The 24,100-nt window shown below is 39.3% G+C and carries 19 protein-coding genes; 12 read left to right on the top strand and 7 right to left on the bottom strand.

Going from position 1 to position 24,100, the window contains the following annotated elements:
- The first annotated feature begins 30 nt into the window (after positions 1-30).
- A complete protein-coding gene (gene folK, locus ASU1_RS01045) occupies positions 31-501 on the top strand; it encodes a 2-amino-4-hydroxy-6-hydroxymethyldihydropteridine diphosphokinase (RefSeq protein ID WP_014991013.1) in 471 nt (156 codons plus the stop codon).
- Between the two features lie 41 nt (positions 502-542).
- Here folK and ASU1_RS01050 read toward each other — a convergent pair whose 3' ends face one another.
- From ASU1_RS01050 to ASU1_RS01060, 3 genes are read right to left on the bottom strand one after another with little or no spacing between them, the layout of a single operon-like run.
- Positions 543-764 carry a YnbE family lipoprotein gene (locus ASU1_RS01050; protein ID WP_014991014.1) on the bottom strand — a complete coding sequence of 74 codons (222 nt, stop codon included), beginning with the start codon at positions 762-764 and terminating at the stop codon, positions 543-545.
- On the bottom strand, positions 761-3,490 hold the full coding sequence (locus ASU1_RS01055) for a YdbH family protein (protein ID WP_014991015.1): 2,730 nt from the start codon (positions 3,488-3,490) through the stop codon (positions 761-763). Before ASU1_RS01055 ends, ASU1_RS01050 begins: the two co-directional genes overlap by 4 nt.
- Positions 3,490-4,314, bottom strand: coding sequence for a hypothetical protein (locus ASU1_RS01060; protein ID WP_039194850.1), 825 nt, complete (start codon positions 4,312-4,314; stop codon positions 3,490-3,492). Before ASU1_RS01060 ends, ASU1_RS01055 begins: the two co-directional genes overlap by 1 nt.
- 97 nt (positions 4,315-4,411) lie before the next feature.
- On the opposite strand from ASU1_RS01060, the gene gloA reads away from it, so the two are divergent.
- The gene (gene gloA / locus ASU1_RS01065) at positions 4,412-4,819 is read left to right on the top strand and encodes a lactoylglutathione lyase (RefSeq protein ID WP_014991017.1); all 408 of its coding nucleotides are present in this window, start codon (positions 4,412-4,414) and stop codon (positions 4,817-4,819) included.
- A gap of 134 nt (positions 4,820-4,953) precedes the next feature.
- Entirely contained in the window at positions 4,954-5,610 is a 657-nt protein-coding gene (gene rnt / locus ASU1_RS01070; protein ID WP_014991018.1) for a ribonuclease T, read from the top strand.
- A gap of 89 nt (positions 5,611-5,699) precedes the next feature.
- Here rnt and ASU1_RS01075 read toward each other — a convergent pair whose 3' ends face one another.
- Positions 5,700-6,977 carry an NRAMP family divalent metal transporter gene (locus tag ASU1_RS01075; RefSeq protein WP_014991019.1) on the bottom strand — a complete coding sequence of 426 codons (1,278 nt, stop codon included), beginning with the start codon at positions 6,975-6,977 and terminating at the stop codon, positions 5,700-5,702.
- 318 nt (positions 6,978-7,295) lie between these two features.
- Here ASU1_RS01075 and ASU1_RS01080 point away from each other — a divergent pair, with 318 nt between their 5' ends.
- A complete protein-coding gene (locus tag ASU1_RS01080) occupies positions 7,296-8,621 on the top strand; it encodes an MFS transporter (RefSeq protein WP_014991020.1) in 1,326 nt (441 codons plus the stop codon).
- 172 nt (positions 8,622-8,793) lie between these two features.
- On the opposite strand, the gene fabB is transcribed toward ASU1_RS01080, so the two are convergent.
- Positions 8,794-10,011 (bottom strand): beta-ketoacyl-ACP synthase I, encoded by a 1,218-nt coding sequence (gene fabB, locus ASU1_RS01085; RefSeq protein ID WP_014991021.1) that lies wholly within the window; start codon positions 10,009-10,011, stop codon positions 8,794-8,796.
- Positions 10,012-10,266: 255 nt separating this feature from the next.
- Here fabB and ASU1_RS01090 point away from each other — a divergent pair, with 255 nt between their 5' ends.
- The 6 genes from ASU1_RS01090 (at position 10,267) to ASU1_RS01115 (ending at position 18,491) form a co-directional block, all read left to right on the top strand.
- Positions 10,267-12,780 carry a class I adenylate cyclase gene (locus ASU1_RS01090; RefSeq protein WP_014991022.1) on the top strand — a complete coding sequence of 838 codons (2,514 nt, stop codon included), beginning with the start codon at positions 10,267-10,269 and terminating at the stop codon, positions 12,778-12,780.
- A gap of 48 nt (positions 12,781-12,828) precedes the next feature.
- Positions 12,829-14,691 (top strand): monovalent cation:proton antiporter-2 (CPA2) family protein, encoded by a 1,863-nt coding sequence (locus ASU1_RS01095; RefSeq protein WP_039194852.1) that lies wholly within the window; start codon positions 12,829-12,831, stop codon positions 14,689-14,691.
- A gap of 178 nt (positions 14,692-14,869) precedes the next feature.
- Positions 14,870-16,765: a heme lyase NrfEFG subunit NrfE gene (nrfE, locus tag ASU1_RS01100; RefSeq protein ID WP_014991024.1), complete on the top strand. Its 1,896-nt coding sequence runs from the start codon at positions 14,870-14,872 to the stop codon at positions 16,763-16,765.
- Positions 16,766-16,786: 21 nt separating this feature from the next.
- Complete coding sequence (locus tag ASU1_RS01105; RefSeq protein WP_014991025.1) at positions 16,787-17,320, top strand: redoxin family protein; 534 nt, start codon at positions 16,787-16,789, stop codon at positions 17,318-17,320.
- Entirely contained in the window at positions 17,320-17,712 is a 393-nt protein-coding gene (gene nrfF, locus ASU1_RS01110) for a heme lyase NrfEFG subunit NrfF (RefSeq protein ID WP_014991026.1), read from the top strand. The genes ASU1_RS01105 and nrfF overlap by 1 nt, the downstream gene beginning before the upstream one ends.
- Before the next feature lie 38 nt (positions 17,713-17,750).
- A complete protein-coding gene (locus ASU1_RS01115; protein WP_014991027.1) occupies positions 17,751-18,491 on the top strand; it encodes a TPR domain-containing protein in 741 nt (246 codons plus the stop codon).
- Between the two features lie 71 nt (positions 18,492-18,562).
- On the opposite strand, the gene ASU1_RS01120 is transcribed toward ASU1_RS01115, so the two are convergent.
- Positions 18,563-19,024, bottom strand: coding sequence for a pyridoxamine 5'-phosphate oxidase family protein (locus tag ASU1_RS01120; protein WP_014991028.1), 462 nt, complete (start codon positions 19,022-19,024; stop codon positions 18,563-18,565).
- 341 nt (positions 19,025-19,365) lie between these two features.
- On the opposite strand from ASU1_RS01120, the gene hutZ reads away from it, so the two are divergent.
- The gene (gene hutZ / locus ASU1_RS01125) at positions 19,366-19,887 is read left to right on the top strand and encodes a heme utilization protein HutZ (protein ID WP_014991029.1); all 522 of its coding nucleotides are present in this window, start codon (positions 19,366-19,368) and stop codon (positions 19,885-19,887) included.
- Positions 19,888-19,954: 67 nt separating this feature from the next.
- A complete protein-coding gene (locus ASU1_RS01130; protein ID WP_039194855.1) occupies positions 19,955-22,801 on the top strand; it encodes a TonB-dependent hemoglobin/transferrin/lactoferrin family receptor in 2,847 nt (948 codons plus the stop codon).
- A 69-nt stretch (positions 22,802-22,870) separates the two neighbouring features.
- Here ASU1_RS01130 and ASU1_RS01135 read toward each other — a convergent pair whose 3' ends face one another.
- Positions 22,871-24,028: a chorismate mutase gene (locus ASU1_RS01135; RefSeq protein WP_014991031.1), complete on the bottom strand. Its 1,158-nt coding sequence runs from the start codon at positions 24,026-24,028 to the stop codon at positions 22,871-22,873.
- Positions 24,029-24,100 lie beyond the last annotated feature (72 nt).

Here is a 24,100-nt window from a genome sequence, read left to right on the forward strand (position 1 = left end):
TAGCAAGTATTGACAGAAACGGACATTATGATGAAAACGGTTTATATCGCATTAGGTTCCAATTTAGATAATCCGCTTGCGCAAGTTAAACAAGCGGTCGAATCTTTAAAAACATTTGCAATTAATTTTGAAATTAGTCCGTTCTACGGCAGTAAGCCGGTTGGGCCACAAGATCAGCCGGATTATGTGAATGCGGTGGCAAAATTCGATACCGATTTAACGGCGCTTGAATTGTTGGATAAATTACAAAGTATTGAAAACGCTCAAGGACGAGTGCGAATTCGCCGCTGGGGAGAGCGTACGCTGGATTTGGATATTATCTTATACGGTGATGAACAGATTCAAAACGAACGTTTAACCGTACCGCATATCGAAATGAAAAATCGAGAATTTGTAATTGTACCGATGTATGATCTTAACCCTGATTTGGTACTACCAAGCGGTGAAAAATTAGCGGAAATTTACCAACAATTTAAATATCATCAAATGGTGACGTTCTAATTATAAATGCACGGAATGTTCCGTGCATTTTTTTATGGGAGCTATTCTGCCGGTGTTGCTACCACCGCTTCTGATTTAGCCGCTTTGTTATCTGAGGTTTGCAATACGGCACGAGACTTTTCATCAAATTTCACATCAATACGGTGATCAACCACCACATTCATATTAATCGTGATCCCTTCCGCCGGCGTTTCAAGCTGTACTTTTGGCGTACAAGCGGTCAAATTTAGGCAAAAAATTGCAAAAAGTAGGCTTTTTCTCATTTTCTTTTATCTAGTTGCTGGTAAATAGAATTTTCAAGATTCTGTTCGACATAAGAACCTGAATTGATCATATGCCAAAGGCTAAAGATATTCTCTTTATGATGATAATTAAAGTTAATTTTGGCTTTTTCTTGCTGATTAAGCTGCATTTTTAATTTGGCATCTAACGTCATTTCACCATTCGGCCCAACATTAATCAAGCTACGTAAATCGGTAATTTTCGTATCATTGAGTAAATAGAGTAATAGTCGTTCGGAATAGCCGCTGGTTTGTGAAATTGCTTTCATTAATTCGGGCTGAATTTTTAAATTCGATTCCACAGCTTGGGTCAGTAAGCCGTCACATACATAACAAGGTTTACCTTCCAACCAAAACGGCAAGGTAGCATTGGCTTTGCCTTTGAGCTCAATTTGCTGATATTGCACCAATTCGAGGATACGTTCGAAATTGATATTTGCCAGCTTTAAATAAGCAATTTGAGTTTGTGGCAAGGCAAATTGCTCAACACTCAACGCACCATCTAATAAATTCATTGAAAGTTGTTTAAGCATTAACGGTTTTTTACGGCTATAAGGATAATGCCCAAACACTTTTACATGAATATTCTCAATCGGTAAACCAATATTCAATTGCCCGATTTTTAAGTCGATAGGCTGCTTCAAACCAAAGTCAAACTCGTTGTCCTGTAAGCGGTAGGGCAGGTTAAATTCAATTGCTTTTGCTTCACCGTTCGGCATGGAAAGCGCTGCGTTACGAATGGCAAAATGCCCGCCGGCAATAATGCCTTTTTCCGCACTGGCACTAAAAGCGGTTTCGCCTCGAACAGTGCCATTGGTGATTAGCCAATGTTGACGAAACGGAATTAACGGTTGGAACACTTTTGCCGATTGTTCTTTCCAATATAATCGCCCAATCAGTTCGCTTGCGGTTTTGGTCAGTTTACGGCGGGCGAATAATTGAAGCGGTTTGATTTGTTCTGCTTGCAGTTCGCCTTTTAGGTTCAAGTTTTCAATTTCACCGTTCACTTGTAATTTTGCGGACGGCGATGGAATTTTCCCGCCGTAATCAAAACTAATTTCAGGCGATTGGATTTGAAGTCCGCCGTTAAGTTGCCATTTTTCATAAGCAAATTTAATTGGTTCCAGTAAACGTAATTCAGTTTTAGGAATATACACGCCTTTCTGGTGAATTTTGCCTAATTCACCACTTAATTTGTTGAGTTGTACCAAATTTTGGTGCCAATTTCCTTGCCCGCTAACGTTAAGTTTACTGGCTATTGTGTGGATATTGGTATCGCCCCAAACTCGCCATTGCCACAAATCTTGTACCGCATTTTTATCCGCAACGTCTTCAAAAAAGTCTAATTGTCCCATTTTGAAGTTTTTGGCAAAACCGTCTAAATGCAGATTGATATTTTTAAAATCGGGGCTTTCACCTTTGAATACTGCATGTAAGCGACCATTTACACCATGCTTATTAATCTGAATACCGGCAAGCGGAAAACGTAATTCATGAATTGCCAGTAATCGTTGTTTCCCGACCAAACGTAAGAGCGATTTTGGCTGAAATTTAAAACTCAGATGATCAAATTTACCGCTAAATGCTACCGGTAAAGAACTGTACAGAATGAAATCGTCATATTTCACATTACCGGTGATTTGAAACGGCATATTTAAACCGTCAGTTTGTAATTCACCGTCACGGCTTTCCAATACAATATTTCCTTTACCGGCATTTTTACTTTGCGATAGCAAGTTAAAACGTAAGTAGGTTTTAATCGGATAATAATCGCCATTTGCAAAACTGTTCGGCGTGAGTTTGGCATTAATAAAGCCTTGCAGCGGAAAATCTTCCAGCCAATCCCAATAGAATTTGCCCTGTTTAATTTCAAGGGTTTGTGAATCAAAACGGAATGGGAAGTTTAAGCGGTTTTTCGGGGCAGTTTCAGAAGCGAAAGCCCAATCGCCGACTAACTGATTTTGTTCATCGGTTTGCCAACTGAGTAGAGAGCTGCCTTCTCGAATTACTTCATTTGCGACGATTTCTTTCGGTAGAATCCAGTGATAATCACCTTCAAATTGTGATGGAATGGCGAACAAATCTTTCGGATTCACGTGGGCGGAAAACAGTAAATTATGTTTTTCCTGTTCGCTCGGTTGATAGCTTAAATTGCCGGAAAGCGTTTGATTGGTAAATTCTGCAGTTAATTCGACCGCTTGTTGGCGGATTAAAGCGGTCAATTTTTGCTGAAAAAATGCAAATTTGCTGTAACTCGGCGTGGTTAGTAATTGCGCTAAACGTGGATGCAAATCATCAGGCAAATTTCTCCAATATAACGCTTTAATTTCCGCTTCACCTTCGGGTAACAAAGCTAGAATTGGCGTAAGAGAGAACGTAGATGATGAATCATCCGAGGTTGGTAATTGAGTTAAACATTGATAATCAAGAATCGCTTTATCGATTGAGATACTATGCTGGTTGTGCCAATGTACAGCAAGGTTATCGACTGTAATTAAAGGACAATTTTGATAGGTGAGAGAAAATTTCGCTAAATTTGCATTTTCTAAATTAGCTTGAATACCGCCGGCGGGCGTTTGAATTTGCCAGCCGTCCGGTAGTAACCAATTGGTTACCGTAGCAAGTTGCTTACCTGAAAGCAGTGTCGCACCGCCGACAATCAGCAGTGCAACAAAAGTACCGATAACAAGTAAGCTACGTTTTAGCATTAGATCATATTGGTAAATGGATAGAACATCGCTAATAAGGTAGCTAATGTCCATCCGAATGGGTTTTTAATTTGTTTTTCGCCTTTGCCGAGTAATAACCAAGCGAGTAAAGCGAAAATCACAAATTGCACGAGAAAATAAACTACATAGGGCAATAACGACATATCCGGCATAATTTGCAATTGTTGGTACAGTACGAATGCACTCCATAAATAATTTAGTACTAAAACGATTAGCGCAAGCTGTACTAATAATTTAAAGAAAACATCAAGACGGCTTTTTGCCAACATCAAATACCAACCGGCAAGTAAAATACCGAATAACAGTTGGGCAAAATTATTGGCGCGCACACCGTTAAATAAAGAGGGAAGTTCAACCCAATAAATCGCTAAATACTGAATCATTCCCACCGCAAGAATACCGAAAGCGCAGTAAATTAAGGTGTTCATCGGTTTTTCATGTGCGTTAAATAACCAATAAAAAATACCGAGCATCAATGATGCCACCCCGGCAAGAGCCATCGGATTATGTTTTGGTGTGAAGCCGATTGAATAAACGAAATTGCCAAGTGCAAATACGATGAAGAATTTTAGTACGAATAACAATCTACCCGTTTGCCCCGGGCAAATTTCTCCTTTCCATAACACAAAAAATGCAATGAGATTTGCAACGAAAAAGGCGAGTAAATACGGCGAGATAAAAATCGCATTTTGTGGTGCAAAATAGTGATTAAGTAACATTTGTACAAACAGCATTAGTACCATTGGTAGTAGTGCGTGTGTGGCAATATCATATTTTTTTTCAGAATCGTGATTGTGCGACATAACTTAAAATTGATAGATAAGTAAAATTGAAAAATGATTTTAGCGTGAAATTATGCCATAATATATGTAGTTTTTTAACTTAAATAAGGAATGAACTATGCGAATTTTACATACCATGTTACGCGTAGGCGATTTGGAGCGTTCGATTAAATTCTATACCGAAGTATTAGGTATGCGCTTACTTCGTACTAGCGAAAACCCTGAATATAAATATTCATTAGCATTTTTAGGCTATGCGGACGAAAGCGAAAGTGCGGTTATTGAATTAACTTATAACTGGGGCGTAGAAAGCTATGAATTAGGTACGGCGTACGGTCATATTGCATTAGGTGTTGACGATATTTATGCAACGATTGAAAGCGTGCGTGCGGCAGGCGGTAAAATTACGCGTGAGCCGGGCCCGGTATTAGGTGGTAAAACAGTAATTGCTTTTGCCGAAGATCCGGATGGTTATAAAATTGAGTTTATTGAAAATAAAAATGCACAGGCTGCATTAGGTAATTAATTTTATTTGCTATAAATAGCCTCCGGCTATTCGTAGTGCAAGCGGTCAAATTTTGAGAGATATTTGCAAATTCTCTTTAAAATCCGACCGCTTTTTCTTTAAGTAGGTGTAAAACCACCTGTAATGAATAGACAATGACAGAACAAGTAACAGACTATAATTTATTAAAAAATCGTTTTCGTGGTTATTTACCGGTAATTATTGATGTGGAAACCGCCGGATTGAATGCACAAACAGACGCTTTGTTGGAACTGGCAGCCATCACGGTAAAAATGGATGAGAACGGCTATTTAGTGCCGGATCAAAAATGCCATTTTCATATTCAGCCGTTTGAAGGGGCGAATATCAATCCCGATTCGCTTAAATTTAACGGCATTGATATTGATAACCCATTGCGTGGAGCAGTACCGGAAAATATTGCGATTCCTGAAATGTTTAAAATGGTACGCCGTGCAATGAAAGATCAGGGGTGTCAGCGAGCAGTGATTGTGGCGCATAACGCCACCTTTGATCAGGCATTTGTGCAAGCGGCGGTTAAACGTATCAATGCGAAGCGTGATCCGTTTCATCCATTTGCAATGTTTGATACCGCAACACTTGCCGGTTTTATGTATGGGCAAACCGTATTAGTAAAGGCTTGCCAAATGGCAAAAATTTCGTTTGATGGTAAACAGGCGCATTCAGCCTTGTATGATACGGAAAAAACTACAGAGTTATTCTGCGCAATGGTGAATCGTTTAAAAGATCTTGGCGGCTTTCCGCTCGTGAGTGATAGCGAATCAGACGTATAATACGAGTAAAAATAAGCGGTCTATTTTCCTTATTTCTTTGCAAAAAAGTTGGGAAAATAGACCGCTTGTGTATTTCCAGCGCTTAGAATTTAAGCCAACATACCCAATTCATAAGCGATAAAGAGTAGGGTGAATGCTGAAAGATAGATTAAGCCTGCAATGGATAACCAAAATAATCCGCCTTTCACTTTATTTTCTCCTTTTAATACAAGTGATAGATTTAATGCAGCAAAGATTGGCGTTGAAACGAATGAACAAATCATTGCGAAAGAAAGCATTTTTGCCACATCACTCATAAATACCGAAATAATCAGAACTCCGATAGCAGCGGTGATTGTCATCCAAATACTTAAACTTGCCGCAGAGCTTTCTTTTTTGTTTAGCAATAAACGTAACGCTTCATTATTAGCTCGTGAATAACCGTCAATTACGGTAATGGTTGTGCCAAACATACACATAAAAGCAATGAAAGCGATCAATAATTTAGACCAATCACCGATAGCGAATGCATACATTTTAATTAATTGTGCAATATATTTTACACCCGCTTGTTCAACCGTTTCGCCCGAACCATATTGGACTAATGCGCCTAACGCTAAGAATACTAAGGCGAGAATTGCAGTACCGATAAAACCGACATTGAAATCAAAAATACCGTCTTCATAGTTCACTTTATTTAAACGGCGTTTTGCCACGACCCACATTGAGTTGATCGCAGAAATCTCAATCGGTGCCGGCATCCAGCCCATTAATGCCACAATAAAACCGAGTGAAGCTAGATTCCAAGGGCTAGGCTCAATAAAATCAGGTGCGATTTGTACACCACCTTTTGATGCCGCCACAATTACCGCCGTCACCGTGGAAACGGTTAGTGCAATCATAATCCATTTAGACAGTGAATCTAGAAAACGATATTTACCTAATAATAAAATGCCCCAAGTGATAGCAATAATAATTGTACTGGCAAGCGGAATACTCAGATCGAACTGTACACCAATGGCAGAGAATAAGAATTTTAAAATTGCTGCAGTAACGATACCTACTGCTGCCGTATTGATCATTGCTGCAATCACATTCAAGACAAAGAAAATCCATAAATAGATTTTGCCTTTTTCTTGATAGCCTTCTAATAAAGTTTTATTCGTGCTTAGCGTATATTGCACGCCAAAGCGGAAGAACGGATATTTAAATAAATTCGCTAAAATAATAATTAACGCTAATTGCCAACCATAAATCGCACCTGCTTGGGTTGAAGCAACAATATGCGAACCGCCTACTGCAGCAGATGCCATTAAAATCCCCGGTCCTATTGCTTTTAGTTTTGATTGCCAGTTTGAAACAGGTTCTAGTTGTTGTGTTTGTGTCATGTTTTCTTTCCCTTTATTGTAAAAAATTTAATACGGTTTAAGCCATTGTATGCCTAAATTCTTAAGAGAAACAATCGCTTTTTTGTGATTGTTTAATTTTGTAAAAAAAATGATAAAAATTTTGTAAGCTGAAATGCTTTAGCTAAAGCATAATTATATAAGCTTTATATGGAATTGGTTTATTATGCTAAATTTTGTTGATTTACTAGTTTTTTATAAATTTAAGTTAATTTTGATTGATTGCTGAGTTATTGCTCTAGCTTATTGAAACTGCTAGGATTCTTGCCGTTTTATAACAATTAAATGAGATTTATATTTATGTCTAACACAGCACAAAATTTAAGGAATGATCCTAAAAAAGTTGCGATTGCTTCAATGGTGGGAACAGCAATCGAATTCTTTGATTACTATATTTATGCCGCTGCTGCGGTATTAGTTTTTAATACGCAATTTTTCAAAAGCGGTGATCCGGTTTCGGATGAGTTACTTTCTCTTTCCACTTTAGCACTCGCTTTTTTTGCTCGTCCTATCGGCTCGGCGCTTTTTGGTCACTTTGGTGACAAAATCGGTCGTAAGAAGACGTTAGTCGCTTCATTGCTATTAATGGGCGGTTCAACCGTTTGTATCGGCTTATTACCGACTTATGCGGATATTGGTATTTGGGCAACCGTGTTACTTTGTTTATGTCGTGTCGGACAAGGTTTAGGTCTTGGCGGCGAATGGGGGGGGGCGGCATTAGTAGCAACCGAAAATGCGCCGGACGGCAAACGTGCTTGGTACGGTACTTTCCCACAATTAGGTGCACCAATCGGTTTATTTCTAGCAAATGGTGCATTCTTCCTTGTCAGTTATATCTGGGGTAAAGAAGGGCTCGTTGAATGGGCGTGGCGTATTCCGTTTATTTCATCAGTCGTGTTAGTTATGGTGGGATTATGGGTGCGTTTAACCTTACACGAAAGCCACGTATTCCGTGAAGCGGAAGAAAAAGGTAAAACCCAAAAAGCGCCGGTAAGCGCCGTGTTTAAACACCATATGAAACCGCTTATTTTAGGGACTTTTATTATGACGGCAACTTATGTGTTGTTCTACATTATGACCGCCTTTGCGCAAGTTTATTCAAGAACGCCGGCAAAACTTTCTGAAGCCGGTCACCCGATGGGACTCGGTATTGAGCCAAATACCTTTACCGGTTTATTACTATTAAGTGCGATCGTTTTTGGTGCGTTTACTAGTATTTCAGGTCTTTTAGCTGATAAAGTCGGTCGCCGTAAGTTTCTGTTATGGGTAACCTTTGCGATGGGTATTTTCGGTTTAGCAATGCCGTTATTCCTTTCAAATGGCACTCCGTATTCTGTATTTGCTTTCCTTGTCGTGGGTATGGCGTTAATGGGCTTTACTTTCGGCCCAATGGCGGCATTATTGCCGGAGCTGTTCCCAACCGAAGTTCGTTATTCAGGTGCATCACTCGCTTACAACTTCGCCTCAATTGTTGGTGCAACCGTCGCAGCGACATTTGCCATTAAAATCAACGCAGCCTACGGCATTTTAGGCGTAGGGATCTACCTTGCGGCAAATGCAGTCTTAACCTTAATTGCATTATTTATGTCAAAAGAAACCAAAGACCTAGATTTAACCAAAGCGTAAATTGATTTAAGGTGGTAAAAAAGGCTCCGATATGGAGCCTTTTTTGTTTTACATATAAATAACAAGCGGTCAAATTCCCTAAAATTTTGCAAAAAATCTGAAGAATTTGACCGCTTGTAATAAGAAAAAAGTGCGTATTAAACGCACTTTTTTACTTTATATGGGTTGGTGATTAGCCGTTGTATTTTTGGAATACTAAGCAAGCATTCGTACCACCAAAACCGAAGCTGTTAGACATTACCGTTGTTAATGCTTTGTCTTGACGCTCTGTTACGATATTTAAGCCTTCTGCTTGTTCGTCTAATGTTTCGATGTTAATGCTTGGTGCGATAAAGCCGTTATCTAACATTAATAATGAGTAGATTGCTTCGTGTGCGCCAGCTGCACCTAAAGAGTGACCGGTCATTGATTTTGTTGATGAAATCGCCGGGCTCTTATCTCCGAATACATTTTTGATTGCGCCTAATTCTTTCACATCACCAACTGGTGTAGAAGTACCGTGTACGTTAATGTATTCCACTTCACTGTTTACTGTTGCTAACGCTTGTTTCATACAACGTTCCGCGCCTTCACCGCTTGGCGCAACCATATCATAACCGTCTGAAGTTGCACCGTAGCCTACGATTTCAGCGTAGATTTTTGCACCACGAGCAAGTGCGTGTTCTAATTCTTCAACCACAACAACCGCACCGCCGCCTGCGATAACGAAACCATCACGGTTTGCGTCATAAGCACGACTTGCTTTAGTCGGGTTATCGTTATATTTGGTTGAAACTGCACCCATCGCATCGAATTCGGTTGCACATTCCCAAGAAAGTTCTTCCGCACCGCCGGCAAACACAACATCTTGTTTACCTAATTGGATTAATTCCATTGCGTGACCGATACAGTGAGCTGAAGTTGCACATGCAGAACTGATTGAGTAGTTAACACCACGGATTTTGTATGGTGTTGCTAAACACGCAGATACACTTGATGCCATTGTTTTAGTTACCGCATAAGGACCAACTGCTTTCACACCACGTGGGCCACGTACTGCATCACAAGCCACTAATTGGCTGTGTGCTGAACCAGTACCCGCACCGATTACTAAACCGGTACGATCGTTTGATACTTGATCTTCAGTTAAACCTGAATCTTCGATCGCTTCTTTCATTGAAAGATAAGCATAAGCAGCTGCATCACCCATAAAACGGTAAATTTTACGGTCAATTAACTCTGCTGGATTTAATTTGATTGTTCCGGCAACTTGGCTACGCATACCTACTTCAGCAAATTCAGGAACGAATTCAATGCCGGATTTACCTTCTTTTAATGAGGCTAAAACTTCTTCTTTATTGTTACCGATACTAGAAATAACGCCTAAACCAGTGATAACGACTCTTTTCATTTTGTTTCCTTCATCATAATTGATTTCGTAAGATATTAGATTGAGCTTACACTTGTTCGCTAAAGTAAGCTACTAAAACTTGTCTATTTTACATGATTTTAGGACTGGTCTGAACTCTTTTCGCGAAAGATAGCGGTCTGATCCGAGCTGTTTTTTGCAAATTTTTGCGAGATGTCAAAAGTAACAAGGCAACTGACTTTACTTTTTTGAGCAAAATGTTAAATTGATCACATTTTTTATAACAAGGGATTTAACGTGGAAGAGTTGGAGCTATCAGCAGCTTACTTACATCAGCCATTGTCTGGTGTGTCGGATGCTTTGTCTTCAATAACTCACCAGTTGGAATATGCTATTCCTCGTATTGATGCCTTAAATGATTTTAGAATTAAACGTGCTTTAGCTGCGAATAACCCGCAGTTTCAGTACGTTTTTTCTTTATTACCCCTCTTAATTCATACCAACAGCCCTGAATTGCCCGCTTATGTAAAAAATGCGCCGAGCGGCATTGTCCAATTTCAGCTTTCGGATTTTCAAAATCGTTATTTAACAACTATTGATTTAAGTGTAGAGGAAGTCGAAAGCTTTTCTCAAAATCCGGCGTTTGATGCATTGTATTCGATGGGGAGTACCGGCAGTATTACCCAAACCAGCTTATCTGATTTGGACTTGTGGCTTTGTTATTCTGATCGCTTGAGTGCGGTTGAATATCAATTAATCGAACAAAAACTCACTAAAATCAAACATTGGGCAAAGCATTTTGATGTGGAACTCAATTTTTATTTAATGAATCCGAGCCATTTTAAAGCGAATTTAGCTAGCAATGATATAAATGCGGAACATAGTGGATCTGCGCAACATTTTTTCTTGCTGGATGAGTTCTATCGTTCGGCAATTCGTTTATCCGGTAAGCGTTTATTATGGCTTCATCTAAGTGACAAACAATATCAAAAATGTATGGAGTTGGCGGACTTTGATCAAAGTGAATGGATTGATTTTGGTGATTTTTCTTCACTTTCAACTGCAGAATTTTTCGGTGCAAGTTTATGGCAATTATATAAAGGGATTGATTGCCCGTATAAATCAGCACTTAAAATTTTATTATTGGAAAGCTATGCCGAGACTTATCCGGAAACAGCGTTAATTTCAAAAGTATTTAAGCAAAAATTGCTCAATCAAGCGCCGGAAAAATATCATTTTGACCCTTATTTAGCGATGTTGGAGCAAGTTACGGTTTATTTGACCAACCGTAAAGAATTTGTCCGCTTAGGTCACGTTAGAATGTGCTTTTATATGAAAGCCAATGAGGGCGACAAATCCGATTCTTGGCGTAAGCAGGCGTTATTAGAATTAGTGAATGGCTGGCAATGGAATGTGAACGAAATTAAATTGCTGGATAACCGTGAGAGTTGGAAGATTAAACAAGCGATTAGCCATCAACAAATTATTGTTGATTTGTTGTTGCAGAGTTATCGTAATTTAATTCATTTTGCCCGCAAGTTTCATATTGATCCGAGCATTTTAACTAATGATATCGACACCTTAATGCGTAAATTGTATTCGGTGTTTGAAGTCTTACCGGGTAAAGTGCCGTTGATTAATCCGCATATTGCCAAAAATTTATCGGAAAGTGCCGTAACCTTTATTGAGGCGAGAGATGGCTCTACGCTGCAGTCCGGTTGGTATTTAATTAATCAAGCGCCAAGAAGCCCGTACAATTCGGAATTACGTTATGTGCGCCATGCAAAGAACCTGACCAAAGTAGTGGCATGGGGCTATTTTAATGGGGTGATTACCTCAAGTACTCAGCTACACTTAATTAGTCGTAGCCTAGATTTACCGAAATTACGCCAATTTATTACGGATTTAAGGCTCTCTTTTCCAGTGACGGCACCGGTGATCAGCGAACAGGATATGTTACATCCAAATGAGATTCGCAGCTTAATTTTGGCGGTGAATTTAGTGAATGATCCGACCCAAAAACTGGCGGATATGCGCCGTAGCGTACAGCCGAGCGATTTATTCAACTTTGGTTCTTCACAAGAAAACTTGGTGGGGAGCGTCAGTATTATTTACCGTAATATGTGGAACGAAATTCGCACACTCCAATTTGAAGGGGATGATGCGATCTTAAAGGCGTTAAAACTGATTTCGAATAAGATCTATCGAGGTTCAGCACCACCGCAGTCGGTCAATGTATTTTGTTATAGTCGTCGTTTTAGAAGTGAGTTGCGTGAGTTTATCGCTGATCTTGTACACCGTTGTATTACGATTCAAACCGGCACGATTTCACATCGGCACTCGTTGAATACGTTGAAGGTTGCAGGTAAAACGTGGCAATTTATTTTTGAAAAACAAAAAGTTGCGATTCAGCAAATAGAGGATCAAGCGGTCGATTTTACTGAAAATTTTGCAAATAGCGCATTAAATTCGGAGAGTAATGGGCTGACGTTCCCACGTGAAATTGATGAATTTGCGAGTGAAGGGTTCTTACAATTCTTTTTTGAAGACAATCCGGACGAGAGCTTCAACGTTTATATTTTAGATGAAAAGAATATGTTAGAAGCTTATTACTACTGTTTTGGTTCAAAAGAAGAAAAAGTGAAAGAAATCAATCGACTGCATTCGGTGGAAGAAACTGCCACATTAGCGACCAGCAGTTTTAATTTTCCTCAGTTTTATCAACTTATTCGGGTTAACGGTGAAATGCAAATTGTGCCGTTCCAAAGCAAACAACATAGAGACTATTTAGCGCAGTTACAAGCGGTCTAAATTGGCTAATTTTTACATTATAATTTTAAATTTATACACAACATCATTATGTCCGAAGGTATTTCTCATCTTGCCAATCCTGAATTGGCGAAAATCGTTGTTTTACTGGCAACCAGTATTACGATTGTTCCATTATTTAAACGTATCGGTTTAGGCAGCGTATTAGGTTATTTAGTCGCCGGCTGTCTTATTGGCCCGTCCGTACTCGGTTTATTCCAAGATCCTCAAGCAATTGTGCATTTAGCCGAACTTGGTGTGGTCATGTTCTTATTCATTATCGGTTTGGAAATGCATCCGGAGTTGCTGTGGAGTATGCGCAAAGCTATTTTTGGACGAGGCTTTTTGCAGGTTGCAACTTGTGGGACGTTACTTACTTTCGCCGGTATTCATATTCTGGGGCTTAAACCGGAGGTGGCATTTATTGCCGGTGCCGGTTTTGCGTTGTCTTCTACTGCTATTGTGATGCAAGTGTTAGAAGATAAAGGGATTGCCAGCACCTTAAAAGGGCAGCGCATTGTTTCAACACTATTATTTGAAGACTTAGCAATTGTGCCGTTGCTGGCTTCGATTGCTTTTCTTTCACCGGAAGCGGAGGCAGAACCGACATTTAATTTCACTTCGATTGGGATCGCAATTGTCGGTATTATCATTTTGGTCGTGGGCAGTAAATGGGTGATGAATCCGCTGTTTCGAATGATTTCGAAAGCTAAAGTACGTGAGATGATGACGGCAGCCGCCTTGCTGGTGGTATTAGGTGCGGCTTGGTTAATGGAAGCGAGTGGGCTTTCCATGGCAATGGGAGCATTTGTTGCCGGCGTAATTTTATCGGAATCGGCGTTTCGCCACCAATTAGAAGCGGATATTGAACCGTTTCGTGGCTTATTACTCGGCTTATTCTTTATGGGCGTAGGGATGTCGCTCGATTTAAATTTTGTCTTTAATGATTTGCTATGGTTATTAAGTATTGTGGCGATATGTGTGCTGGGTAAAGCGTTGGTAGTGTATGTGATCGCCCGCTTAACACGTTTAAGCCATAGAGAATCAATGATGCGAATGTCGATTATGGCGCACGGGGGGGAATTTGCATTCGTATTATTCTCAGCGGCGGCGGCAATCGGTTTATTTAATCAAGATCAGCAAGCAACGTTTACGGCGGCAGTGATTGTTTCAATGCTGATTTCTCCGTTGGTTGTGTTGTTTGTACAACGTGCAATGATGCGAAAATCCGCCCAAGAAGCGCCGAATATGACGGATATTGAGATTGCCGAAGATTTGGAAAATAACGTATTAGTCATTGGTTTTGGTCGATTTAGCCAAATCGTATGTCAAACGTTATTAGCGAGAGGCATTACGGTAACGGTGATTGATTCCAGCACTGATCGTATTCGTGCAGCGGCAAGTTTCGGTTTTAAAGTGTATTATGGGGACGGCACTCGCTTAGATGTGTTACGCGCCAGCGGCTTGGCGAAAGTAGACTGTGTGGTATTAGGTATTAATAATCCGGAACGCAGCGCACTCATTGTTGAACAGATTAAACAAGAGTTTCCGTTAACGCCGATTTTGGCTCGAACCTATGATCGTCATAGTGCGATTGAATTAACCAAGCGACATGTTGATTTCCAAATTCGTGAGACGTTTGAATCGGCTTTAGTGTTAAGTAAAGCGGCAATGATGAAATTAGGTATTGATGATATTGAAGCGGAAAGTGTGATAGAAAGCGTGAGGGCTTTGGATAAGGAACGTTTTAAAGAAGAGCTGATTTACGGTTCTTCGGTTGAAATTGTACGTAAATATTTTACGCCGAAACCGTTTGTGAAACCGCAACAAGAAGCGGAAGCGCTGAATGAATCTGCTGCAGAAATTTTAGCAGAGGACGAGAGCGATCAGACGGCGAACAGTAAAAATAAATAATGGCTAATTTATCGAAGCGATAAAATTCGGATTAGATCAAATCTTTTTACAACAAAGGGCGAGTTATCGCCCTTTTCATTTACATCATGCTAACAACTCTTTATGATGGCATGGCTATGAAAAACACGTATTTCGGTTAGCATTCGTTTGTCTTTATAGAGTTAGATAAGGTTTATTTATGCTCCCTGAGTTGGGTTATTTTGCATTGATTTTGGCTACAGTTGTAGCTGTGTTTCAAGTGGGCTTATCGCTGTGGGGCGAACCATTTAAACGCCCACAATTACTGAGCTTTAATCCGCTATTTAGCGGAGTACAAGCGTTATGTTGTACTATCTCGTTCGGAACATTGGCGCACGCTTTTTTGCGTGATGATTTTTCGGTCATTTATGTTGCGCAGCATTCCAATAGTCAATTACCGGACTTCTTTAAATTTGCAGCGACTTGGGGCGGACATGAAGGCTCAATGTTATTTTGGCTCACCGCATTAACCCTTTGGACCGGCGTGTTTTGCATTTTTTCCGATAAATCCGACCGCTTGTTTAACTATCGTACCCAAGCAATGTTAGGGCTGATAAGCCTTGGCTTTATGCTATTTATCTTATTAGTTTCCAATCCGTTTGAACGTAGCTTTCCACCGCCGCCGGAAGGACGAGATTTAAACCCGATGTTACAAGATGTCGGGTTAATCTTTCATCCGCCGTTACTTTATTTAGGCTATGTCGGTTTTGCGGTAAGTTTTGCGATGATTGTGGCGAGCTTACTTTCCGGTGTATTAGATGCGGCAACTGCACGTTGGATTCGCCCATGGGCGATGATTTCATGGGGATTTTTAACCGCTGGTATTATTTTAGGCGCTTGGTGGGCGTACTATGAGTTGGGTTGGGGCGGCTGGTGGTTCTGGGATCCAGTCGAAAACGCTTCATTAATGCCATGGCTATTAGGTACGGCATTAATTCATTCCTTAATTGTGAGCGAGCAAAGAGGCATTTTTAGCTATTGGACGATTTTATTGGCCATTTTTGCTTTCGCATTGAGTCTACTTGGGACTTTTATTGTTCGTTCAGGCGTCTTAACCTCAGTACACGCTTTTGCAGTTGACCCGGATCGAGGGATGGCATTACTGATTCTATTTTTCAGTTTAAGTTTTATTGCATTAGCGCTATTCGCTTTCCGCGTAAATTTATGGCAAGGCGAGGTACGTTTCCGCTTGTTCTCAAAAGAAACCGGCTTTCTGTTATTGAACGGATTGTTGACGATCGCTACTTGCGCCGTGGTACTCGGTACGTTTTATCCGATGATTTTTACCGCAATGAATTGGGGTTCAATTTCAGTCGGTGCGCCTTATTTCAATAGCATATTTGCGCCGTTAGCCGTGTTTCTTATGTTAGCGATGGGGCTGGCGGTGATATTACGTTGGAAGCAGATTCCGCTAAAAACGATTTTAGTAAAATTAGCGTTCTTACCGGTTGCGTTGGGATTGGCGCTAGCCTTGATTCAACATACGATTGCACAAACGCAGTTATATCAATTCGAGCTATTACCTTTATTATTTGTGACGTTAGCTATGTGGATCATTCTGACCCATATTCCGTATTTGCAATATATGTGGCAAATTCGACCGCTTGCAATGCGTTTAGCACATATCGGTTTTGCCATTTGTGTGATTGGCGCGATGATGAATAGTTATTATGGCGATGAGATTGGCGTGCGTCTCAAGCCGGATCAACAAGCGAATTTAGCCGGTTTTACTTTCCGATACGAAGGCTATCGTGATGTTATTGGAGCGAACTATACAGCGGAACAAGCGATTTTTAGTATTGCGAAAGCGGGAGAAGAATTGGCGGTAGTCGTACCGGAGCGCCGTTATTATGATGTAAGAACTATGACGATGGCGGAAGTCGGTTTGTATCATCATGGCTTAGATGATGTGTATATCGTAATGGGCGATAAATTCGGTAACTTAGAATATGCGTTCCGCTTACATTATAAACCTTATGTCAGAGCATTATGGCTTGGCGGTATTATGATGGTTATCGCCTCAATTTTGGCGCTGTTTGGTTATCGCCGTAAATAAATTTTGTAATGGATGAATAAGATGAAAAAAGCCTTTTTGTTTTTGCCTTTATTATTATTGATTGCTTTAGTGGCGTTTCTTACCGTGCCATTAATGAATAAAGACGCATTAGCGCCGACCGAGGATTGGCGAGATAAACCGTTTCCTGAATTTGTCGGTAAGAATTTATTAGATCCGCACGCACGTTTAAATAATAACAGCTTACCGAAAGAACCTTATATTCTGAATGTGTGGGCGAGCTGGTGTACTTGGTGTATTAAAGAATTTCCGATTTTATTAAAGCTTAAAGAGCAAGGTGTTCCGATTGTCGGCTTAACTTACACCGATGAACCGAATGCGGCGAGAGCGGCATTAAATCGTTGGGGAAATCCGTTTAGCCTGATTATTGATGATTATGAACGTAGCTTTTTAATTCAAACGCTAAAAGTCTCTTCTGCGCCTTCCAGTTATTTAATTGATAAGCATGGGATCGTGCGTTATCAGCAAAAAGGCTATAACCCGGATTTCGAAAAAGATTTTCTTCCTCGTTTAGAAGCATTACGTAAGGAACCTTAATGAAATTTTTGCAAAAAATTTGGCTTTTTTTACCGCTTGTATTAAGTGGTATTGCACAAGCGGAAATGGTTGATACCTTTCAATTTCAGCAAGAGTCAGACCGAGTAAGAGCGGTGGCATTAGCAAAATCGCTGCGCTGCCCGCAATGTCAAAATCAAAACCTGGTGGAATCAAATGCCACTACCGCTTATAAACTACGTTTGGAAGTTTATGAAATGGTCAATCAAGGTAAAAGCGATGAAGAAATTATTCAAATTATGACCAATCGCTTCGGGCATTTTGTGAATTACGATCCGCCGGTTAATGCTCAAACTTGGGTGTTATGGGGAATGCCGTTCGGATTATGTTTAATTTTATTAAGCTTAATTGTTTGGCGCACGAAAAAGAAATAGTAACTCGTATTTATTGAAGCGAATTTGATGACGATAAGATGAAAACAAGAGCAGAAATTAATCACGAAAATTATCAGCAAGCGGTTAAATTTGCCGAAAATTTTGCCGATGAGCTGAAAGCGGAGTATCTCAATGAAGCGGAACAACGCTATCATTTTGAGCAGCAAACTAGCCAATCTTTGCAAAATTTTGCTAAAAACAGACCGCTTGTCGGGCTATTTCTATTAGCGTTAAGCTTTATAGCGGCTGCTATTTTTTATTGGCAAACGGAACGTTATCAGATAGTGAACCAAGGCGAGCAGTTGCATCAAGCTTTTCAAATCCAAACAGGGCTAGAAGATAAAGAACAAAAAAATAATCGTTATGTTTTAAGCTTACAAGAGCGCTTACGAGAAAACCCGAATAACGGGGAATTGTGGTATGAGTTGGGGCAAGCTTACGCTTTAAATAATGATTTTGGTTCTGCTTTAATTTGTTATGATAATGCACAAAAAGTGTTGGGTGAGAAGGCAGCGATTTTCGGTGCAATGGCAACAGCCAAATATTATCAAGAAGGAAAAACGATCTCGGCTCAGACCCAACGATGGCTTGATAAAGCGTTGAGCTTAGATAAAAAAGAGAGTACCAGTTTACTGCTACTTGCATCGCATGCTTATGCGAATAAACAGTATCAACAAGCGATTGATTTTTGGCGTCAGGTATTAGACGGAGAGAATGAATCTATTGATCGCCGAGCAATTATTCAGAGTATTGATATGGCACGCCAATCTTTAAAATAAAAAGCGACAGCCCCTGAAAGGTCAGGCCTTAAAACCGACTTCTCGGGGCTGTTTTATTTCATTTTGCTTTCTTAAGCTAGCTGGATAGTTTGGAAATCGTCTCTCACTTCCGGATCACCTTTTTTCCATTCCATTTTACCGAATTTGCCGAGTGAATTATCAATAAGGCGAACTTGTTCTAATTTTACTTCCCAAACGGATAACGCATCATCAACATATGGCTTGAATTCTGCTTTATATAAGTCTTTTGCGGCTTGTGCATCTTCACCGCTTAAGCAGTGCGTTGTACCAAGAAATTGAATACCTTGAATGGAGGAATGAAAACGCGTCGGTGAGAAAATCGTTCCGGCGACTTTAGGATTTGTATGTGCGATTTTGGAATGGGTGGTTTGCTCTGAGCTCATATAGATTAAGCGATAATTAGCTTCATCAAATTTATAAAAACAAGCAAAGGACCAAGGTTGGTTATTTTCTGTCACAGACAAAGTACAGAGATATTTTTTATTAAGGAAATTAGCTATGCGTTTCTGCATATGGACCCCTATTTATTAATAATTGTAAGATATGTCAATTTTTAATGTTTTGACATACTGTTTAATAAGCAAAATCCTTTTTGGCGAAGTAAATATTCAAGAATGAACAGATTCATTTTGACACAAAATTGTAAGTTTAGTAAAGTGAAAAGCCCTTTTTATGGCTATTAATAGGCCTTAATTTCAAAGAGATACAACCACTCGCTGATTATTTGTTCGTCAAAAGTAAAAATTTACATTTTTAACATTGCGAAAAAAAACAGTATAAATATAATTAAAAATAATTTGTATTAACAATACCTGTTGATAAAATTTACATAAATTTTAGTTGAGGAGAACTTATGACTGTGACTAATCGTCAAGAAGTCTTACAAAATCGTTTAGGACCTGAAATTCAAGAATTAAAAGAAAATATTCAGACAATTGTGCTTTCAACAGTAGATAAAGACGGTAATCCGAATGTGAGTTATGCGCCTTTTGTGATTAATAATGGCGAATACCAAGTACTGATTTCAACGATTGCTCGTCATGCTCGTAATTTAATTGATGTACCGAAAGTATCATTAATGTTGATTGATGATGAAACGAAAAGCCGTCAAATTTTTGCTCGCCGCCGTTTAACGTTTGATGCGACTTCACGTTTAATTGAACGTGAAGGTGAAGAGTGGGAAAGTGGTTTAAAAGCATTAAAAGCACGCCATGGTGATCTTATTGATGAGCTTTCAAAAATGAAAGATTTCAACTTATTCAGTTTTAAACCGACACAAGGCCTTTTCGTAAAAGGCTTTGGTAAAGCTTTCGAAGTAAGTTCGGATGATCTAGTGAATATCGTTCACCTAGATGAAGGTCATAAAACAGAATAACTATATAATTAAACATTTACTGTGCTAGTTTTGGCTAGCACAGTTTTTTTATCTTGTCTAAAGGAGAATGATTGTGATTAAGCTTCGTTTTAATCTATCTATTGCAGCACTTTGTGTTTTGCAATACAACAGTGCATTGGCACAAGAGCAAATGCAACTCGACACCGTGATTGTAAAGGATGGTATTCAGCAACAAAAAATTTCTGAAATCAAAAAATCTGCAAAACAACTGGCAAAACAGCAAGTACAAGACTCACGAGATCTCGTACGTTATGAAACCGGTGTGACGGTAGTTGAGACCGGACGTATGGGGAGTAGCGGTTATGCGGTGCGAGGGGTAGATGAGAACCGTGTTGCAATTACAGTAGATGGTTTACATCAAGCGGAAACACTTTCATCTCAGGGTTTTAAAGAATTATTTGAAGGGTATGGCAATTTTAATAATACCCGTAACTCGGTAGAAATTGAAACACTTAAACAAGCGACGATTCGTAAAGGTGCGGATTCCGTTCGTGTCGGTAGCGGTGCTTTAGGCGGCGCAGTAATGTTTGAAACCAAAGATGCTCGTGATTTTTTAACGGAAAAAGATTACCACTTTGGTTATAAAACCGGTTATTCAAGTGCAGATAATCAAAAAGCCAACTCACTGACCTTTGCCGGTCGTTATAAAAATTTTGATATTTTAGCGTTAAAAACTTGGCGTGACGGTCATGAATTGGAAAACTATGATTACAAGACGGCTGACGGTAGTGTACAAGGGAAAGAACGAGAAAAAGCCGACCCTTATTCAATTAAGAAAGACAGTACTTTAATTAAATTCGGTTATTCACCTTCGGATAATCACCGTTTTAGTGTTGTTGCGGATTTGTATGAGAAGAAAAATAGAGGTCATGACTTTTCTTACAACTTAAAACCGACAACTTATATTAACGTTGACGAATATGAGTTACGTCATACGAATGATAAAAGTAAACGCCAGAATTATGCTTTTGTGTATGAGAATTTTAGTGCGAATCCATTATGGGATACATTAAAGCTTACCTATTCAACACAAAAAATTAAAAATCGTGCTAGGACAGATGATTATTGTGATGGTTCGCATTGTAAGGAAACCGAGAATTTAGCCGGTTTACAGCTAAAAGATGGTAAAGTGGTTGATAGAGACGGTAATCAACCGAACTTAGGCGTGGATGAATTAGGTTTAACCACAATTACCGATTCAAAAGGCACTTATACTGAGGGAGTAAATCTCGTTAGAGCTTATTGGTTTGATTGTAGTGTTTTTGATTGTAATAAATCTGTCACAGCATATTATAAAGATTATTCAAATAATATAACCTCGGAAGAGGTTGCACTTACAAAAACGTATACGGACGAAAAAGGACGTAAGTTTGCAACTTTAGATCCAAAGAGTAAATTTAAAAGCATCCTATTACCAGGAAGTAAAGGCTATACGGAAAATATTTATACTGAACGAGATTTAGATACGGATACAAAGCAACTGAATCTTGATTTAACTAAATCCTTCTCTTTACTCGGTCAAGAACATTCATTGGAATATGGTGGTAGCTATAGCCGTACAGAGAAAAAAATGGTTAACCGTGGCGGTTTCGGTGCAACGAGTAATACTCAATGGTGGACAAAGCGTTTCCTTGGTATGCGGAATAACTTCTTTAAAGGAACGGAAGAAGTCATTACTTGTAAAAATGCGACCGGTAGCGATCAATGGAATGGCTTAATTTGCCCGAATGAAGATACGTTTTCGTTCTTAATTCCGGTTGAAGCGAAAAATGGTTCATTATATTTTGCGGATAATTTGAAAGCGAATGACTATTTAAGTTTTGATATCGGCTACCGCTATGATGATATTAGCTATAAGCCTAAATATGTTGCGGGACAAACGGCGAAGATTCCGGATGATATGCTGCAAGGGTTATTTGTACCGTTACCAGATCGACCAACAAAAGAGCAAATTCGCCAAAATGCGGAAGAAAATATTAAATATTTATCACGTAATGTTAAATATCAAAAACATTCTTATTCATTAGCGGCAACTGCGGATCCGTTTAGCTTCTTGCGCGTACAAGTTAAATACGCAAATGGATTTAGAGCACCGACTTCTGATGAGCTTTATTTTACCTTTAAGCACCCGGATTTTACCGTATTGCCTAATGTGGATCTTAAATCTGAGCGTGCAAAGACGAAAGAAGCCGCATTAACTTTACATGGTGATTTAGGCTTTATTACAACCAGTTACTTTAAAACGGATTATGATAATTTTATTGATTTGAAGTATCTTGGTCCTAAAAATCTAATGAATGCTTTCGGCGGCAGTGCAACGGCAAGACCTTATCAAATTTATCAAAATGTAAACCGTCAAGAGGCTAGAGTTAACGGCTTAGAAATTAGTTCTAAATTGAATTTCGGGCAATTATGGCAAGCTTTAGAAGGGTTCAACGCAAGTTATAAATACACTTATCAAAAAGGTAAGATGGAGGGGAATTTACCGCTTAATGCGATTCAGCCGAGAACTTCTGTGTTTGGTTTAGGCTATGAACATCCGGAAGAGAAATTTGGCGTAGATGTGTATGTTACCCGTGTAAGCGCGAAAAAAGCGGAAGATACTTACAATATGTATCATAGTGAAGAAAAGGCAAAAGACAGCTACTTAAAATGGCGCAGCGGTGCTTATACTTTATTAGATATGATTGCTTATGTTAAACCGTGGAAAAACGTCACCTTACAAGCAGGTGTTTATAATTTACAGAATCGCAAATATCTGACTTGGGAATCGGTTCGTTCAATTCGTCCATTTGGTACGAGTAACTTGATCAACCAAACGACAGGTAAAGGATTAAATCGTTTCACTGCTCCTGGAAGAAACTTTAAGTTAACCGCAGAGGTAACTTTCTAAGTAAAATGCCCGATAAGTCATTGCTTATCGGGCATTTTTTGCAAAAAAATCTTAAAATTTAACCGCTTGTTAGAGTTTTACCGGCTCGATAATTTCACTAGGGTAGCAACCTAATACTTTGATATAGCTTGTAACATCTTCTAAAGCTTTTAGTGCTTGTTGGGTATTTTCAGCATGCGTATTCGCCTCTAGTTCCACATAAAACATTTCTTCCCAAGGTTTACCGTAAATCGGGCGAGATTCCAATTTGGTCATACGAATCTGATACTGTTTGAATACCATCAACGCATCCACTAATGCACCGGCTTGCTGAGAAGTGGTCATTAGCAATAATGTTTTTGTTTGTACTTGCGGTGAAACGTTTATCGCTTGTTTCGCTACTACGATAAAGCGAGTGATATTATTCTGTTGGTTAGCAATATCGGTTTTGATATTGGTTAAACCGTAGAGCTTTCCACCATCCTCATTACCTAATGCGACAATGTTCGGCTTATTTAAGCGTGCGACCATCTGCATTGCGTGTGAGCTACTTTCGCAATACTTGATATGGACTTTATTCAGGCTTTGAATAAATTGACTGCATTGTTGGATCACTTGCGGATGACTGTACAAGGTATCAATTTCAGCAAGATCAATATTGCCGTTTGCTAGTACGCAGTGTTTGATCGGGTAAGCCAGTTCACCAACCACCGCTAAATCAGTATGTTGTAGTAAATCATATACGTCATTGATTGACCCTGACGTGGTATTTTCAAGCGGAAGCACACCAAATTCGGCTTCACCTTCACTTACCTTATCAAACACTTGTTGGAACGAATCACAACTCAATTCAATTAAAGAACCTTGATATTTTTTCGCAAATTGACGAGACGCCATATTGGAATAGGAACCACGCATACCTAAAAAGGCAATCGATACATTCTGTTCTTTCTGCTCGTTTAATTTATTTTGCAGATAATTTTGCTGAGTCAACACGGAATCTTCAATAATACGTTGGAAAATTTGTGTGACATATTGCGGATCTAATTGGTAATTTTCCGCTTCGGCATGGCTCACTAGTGCTTGTAATAGCGCTTTTTCTCGTTCGATATCACGTAGCGGCTTTTGTGTGATTTCTTTGCTACGAACAACATCAAAAGCGAGACGATGACGTTCGGCAAGTAATTTCAGTAAATGGCGATCAAGTTGGGTAATTTGCTGGCGGATATTGGATAAATCTAATGACATCGTGTTTTCTCTTAATTATTTGATTTATCAAGATTATAGCGATTTAGTTGATAAAAAAAAGATAAGCGGTCA

Source organism: Actinobacillus suis ATCC 33415, from assembly GCF_000739435.1.
Taxonomy (GTDB): Bacteria; Pseudomonadota; Gammaproteobacteria; order Enterobacterales; family Pasteurellaceae; genus Actinobacillus; species Actinobacillus suis.

Bases quoted from the DNA above. Each gene is read 5' to 3' on its own strand.
- folK (WP_014991013.1), top strand. From the start codon at position 31: ATGAAAACGGTTTATATCGCATTAGGTTCCAATTTAGATAATCCGCTT.
- ASU1_RS01050 (WP_014991014.1), bottom strand. From the start codon at position 764: ATGAGAAAAAGCCTACTTTTTGCAATTTTTTGCCTAAATTTGACCGCT.
- ASU1_RS01055 (WP_014991015.1), bottom strand. From the start codon at position 3,490: ATGCTAAAACGTAGCTTACTTGTTATCGGTACTTTTGTTGCACTGCTG.
- ASU1_RS01060 (WP_039194850.1), bottom strand. From the start codon at position 4,314: ATGTCGCACAATCACGATTCTGAAAAAAAATATGATATTGCCACACAC.
- gloA (WP_014991017.1), top strand. From the start codon at position 4,412: ATGCGAATTTTACATACCATGTTACGCGTAGGCGATTTGGAGCGTTCG.
- rnt (WP_014991018.1), top strand. From the start codon at position 4,954: ATGACAGAACAAGTAACAGACTATAATTTATTAAAAAATCGTTTTCGT.
- ASU1_RS01075 (WP_014991019.1), bottom strand. From the start codon at position 6,977: ATGACACAAACACAACAACTAGAACCTGTTTCAAACTGGCAATCAAAA.
- ASU1_RS01080 (WP_014991020.1), top strand. From the start codon at position 7,296: ATGTCTAACACAGCACAAAATTTAAGGAATGATCCTAAAAAAGTTGCG.
- fabB (WP_014991021.1), bottom strand. From the start codon at position 10,011: ATGAAAAGAGTCGTTATCACTGGTTTAGGCGTTATTTCTAGTATCGGT.
- ASU1_RS01095 (WP_039194852.1), top strand. From the start codon at position 12,829: ATGTCCGAAGGTATTTCTCATCTTGCCAATCCTGAATTGGCGAAAATC.
- nrfE (WP_014991024.1), top strand. From the start codon at position 14,870: ATGCTCCCTGAGTTGGGTTATTTTGCATTGATTTTGGCTACAGTTGTA.
- ASU1_RS01105 (WP_014991025.1), top strand. From the start codon at position 16,787: ATGAAAAAAGCCTTTTTGTTTTTGCCTTTATTATTATTGATTGCTTTA.
- nrfF (WP_014991026.1), top strand. From the start codon at position 17,320: ATGAAATTTTTGCAAAAAATTTGGCTTTTTTTACCGCTTGTATTAAGT.
- ASU1_RS01115 (WP_014991027.1), top strand. From the start codon at position 17,751: ATGAAAACAAGAGCAGAAATTAATCACGAAAATTATCAGCAAGCGGTT.
- ASU1_RS01120 (WP_014991028.1), bottom strand. From the start codon at position 19,024: ATGCAGAAACGCATAGCTAATTTCCTTAATAAAAAATATCTCTGTACT.
- hutZ (WP_014991029.1), top strand. From the start codon at position 19,366: ATGACTGTGACTAATCGTCAAGAAGTCTTACAAAATCGTTTAGGACCT.
- ASU1_RS01130 (WP_039194855.1), top strand. From the start codon at position 19,955: ATGATTGTGATTAAGCTTCGTTTTAATCTATCTATTGCAGCACTTTGT.
- ASU1_RS01135 (WP_014991031.1), bottom strand. From the start codon at position 24,028: ATGTCATTAGATTTATCCAATATCCGCCAGCAAATTACCCAACTTGAT.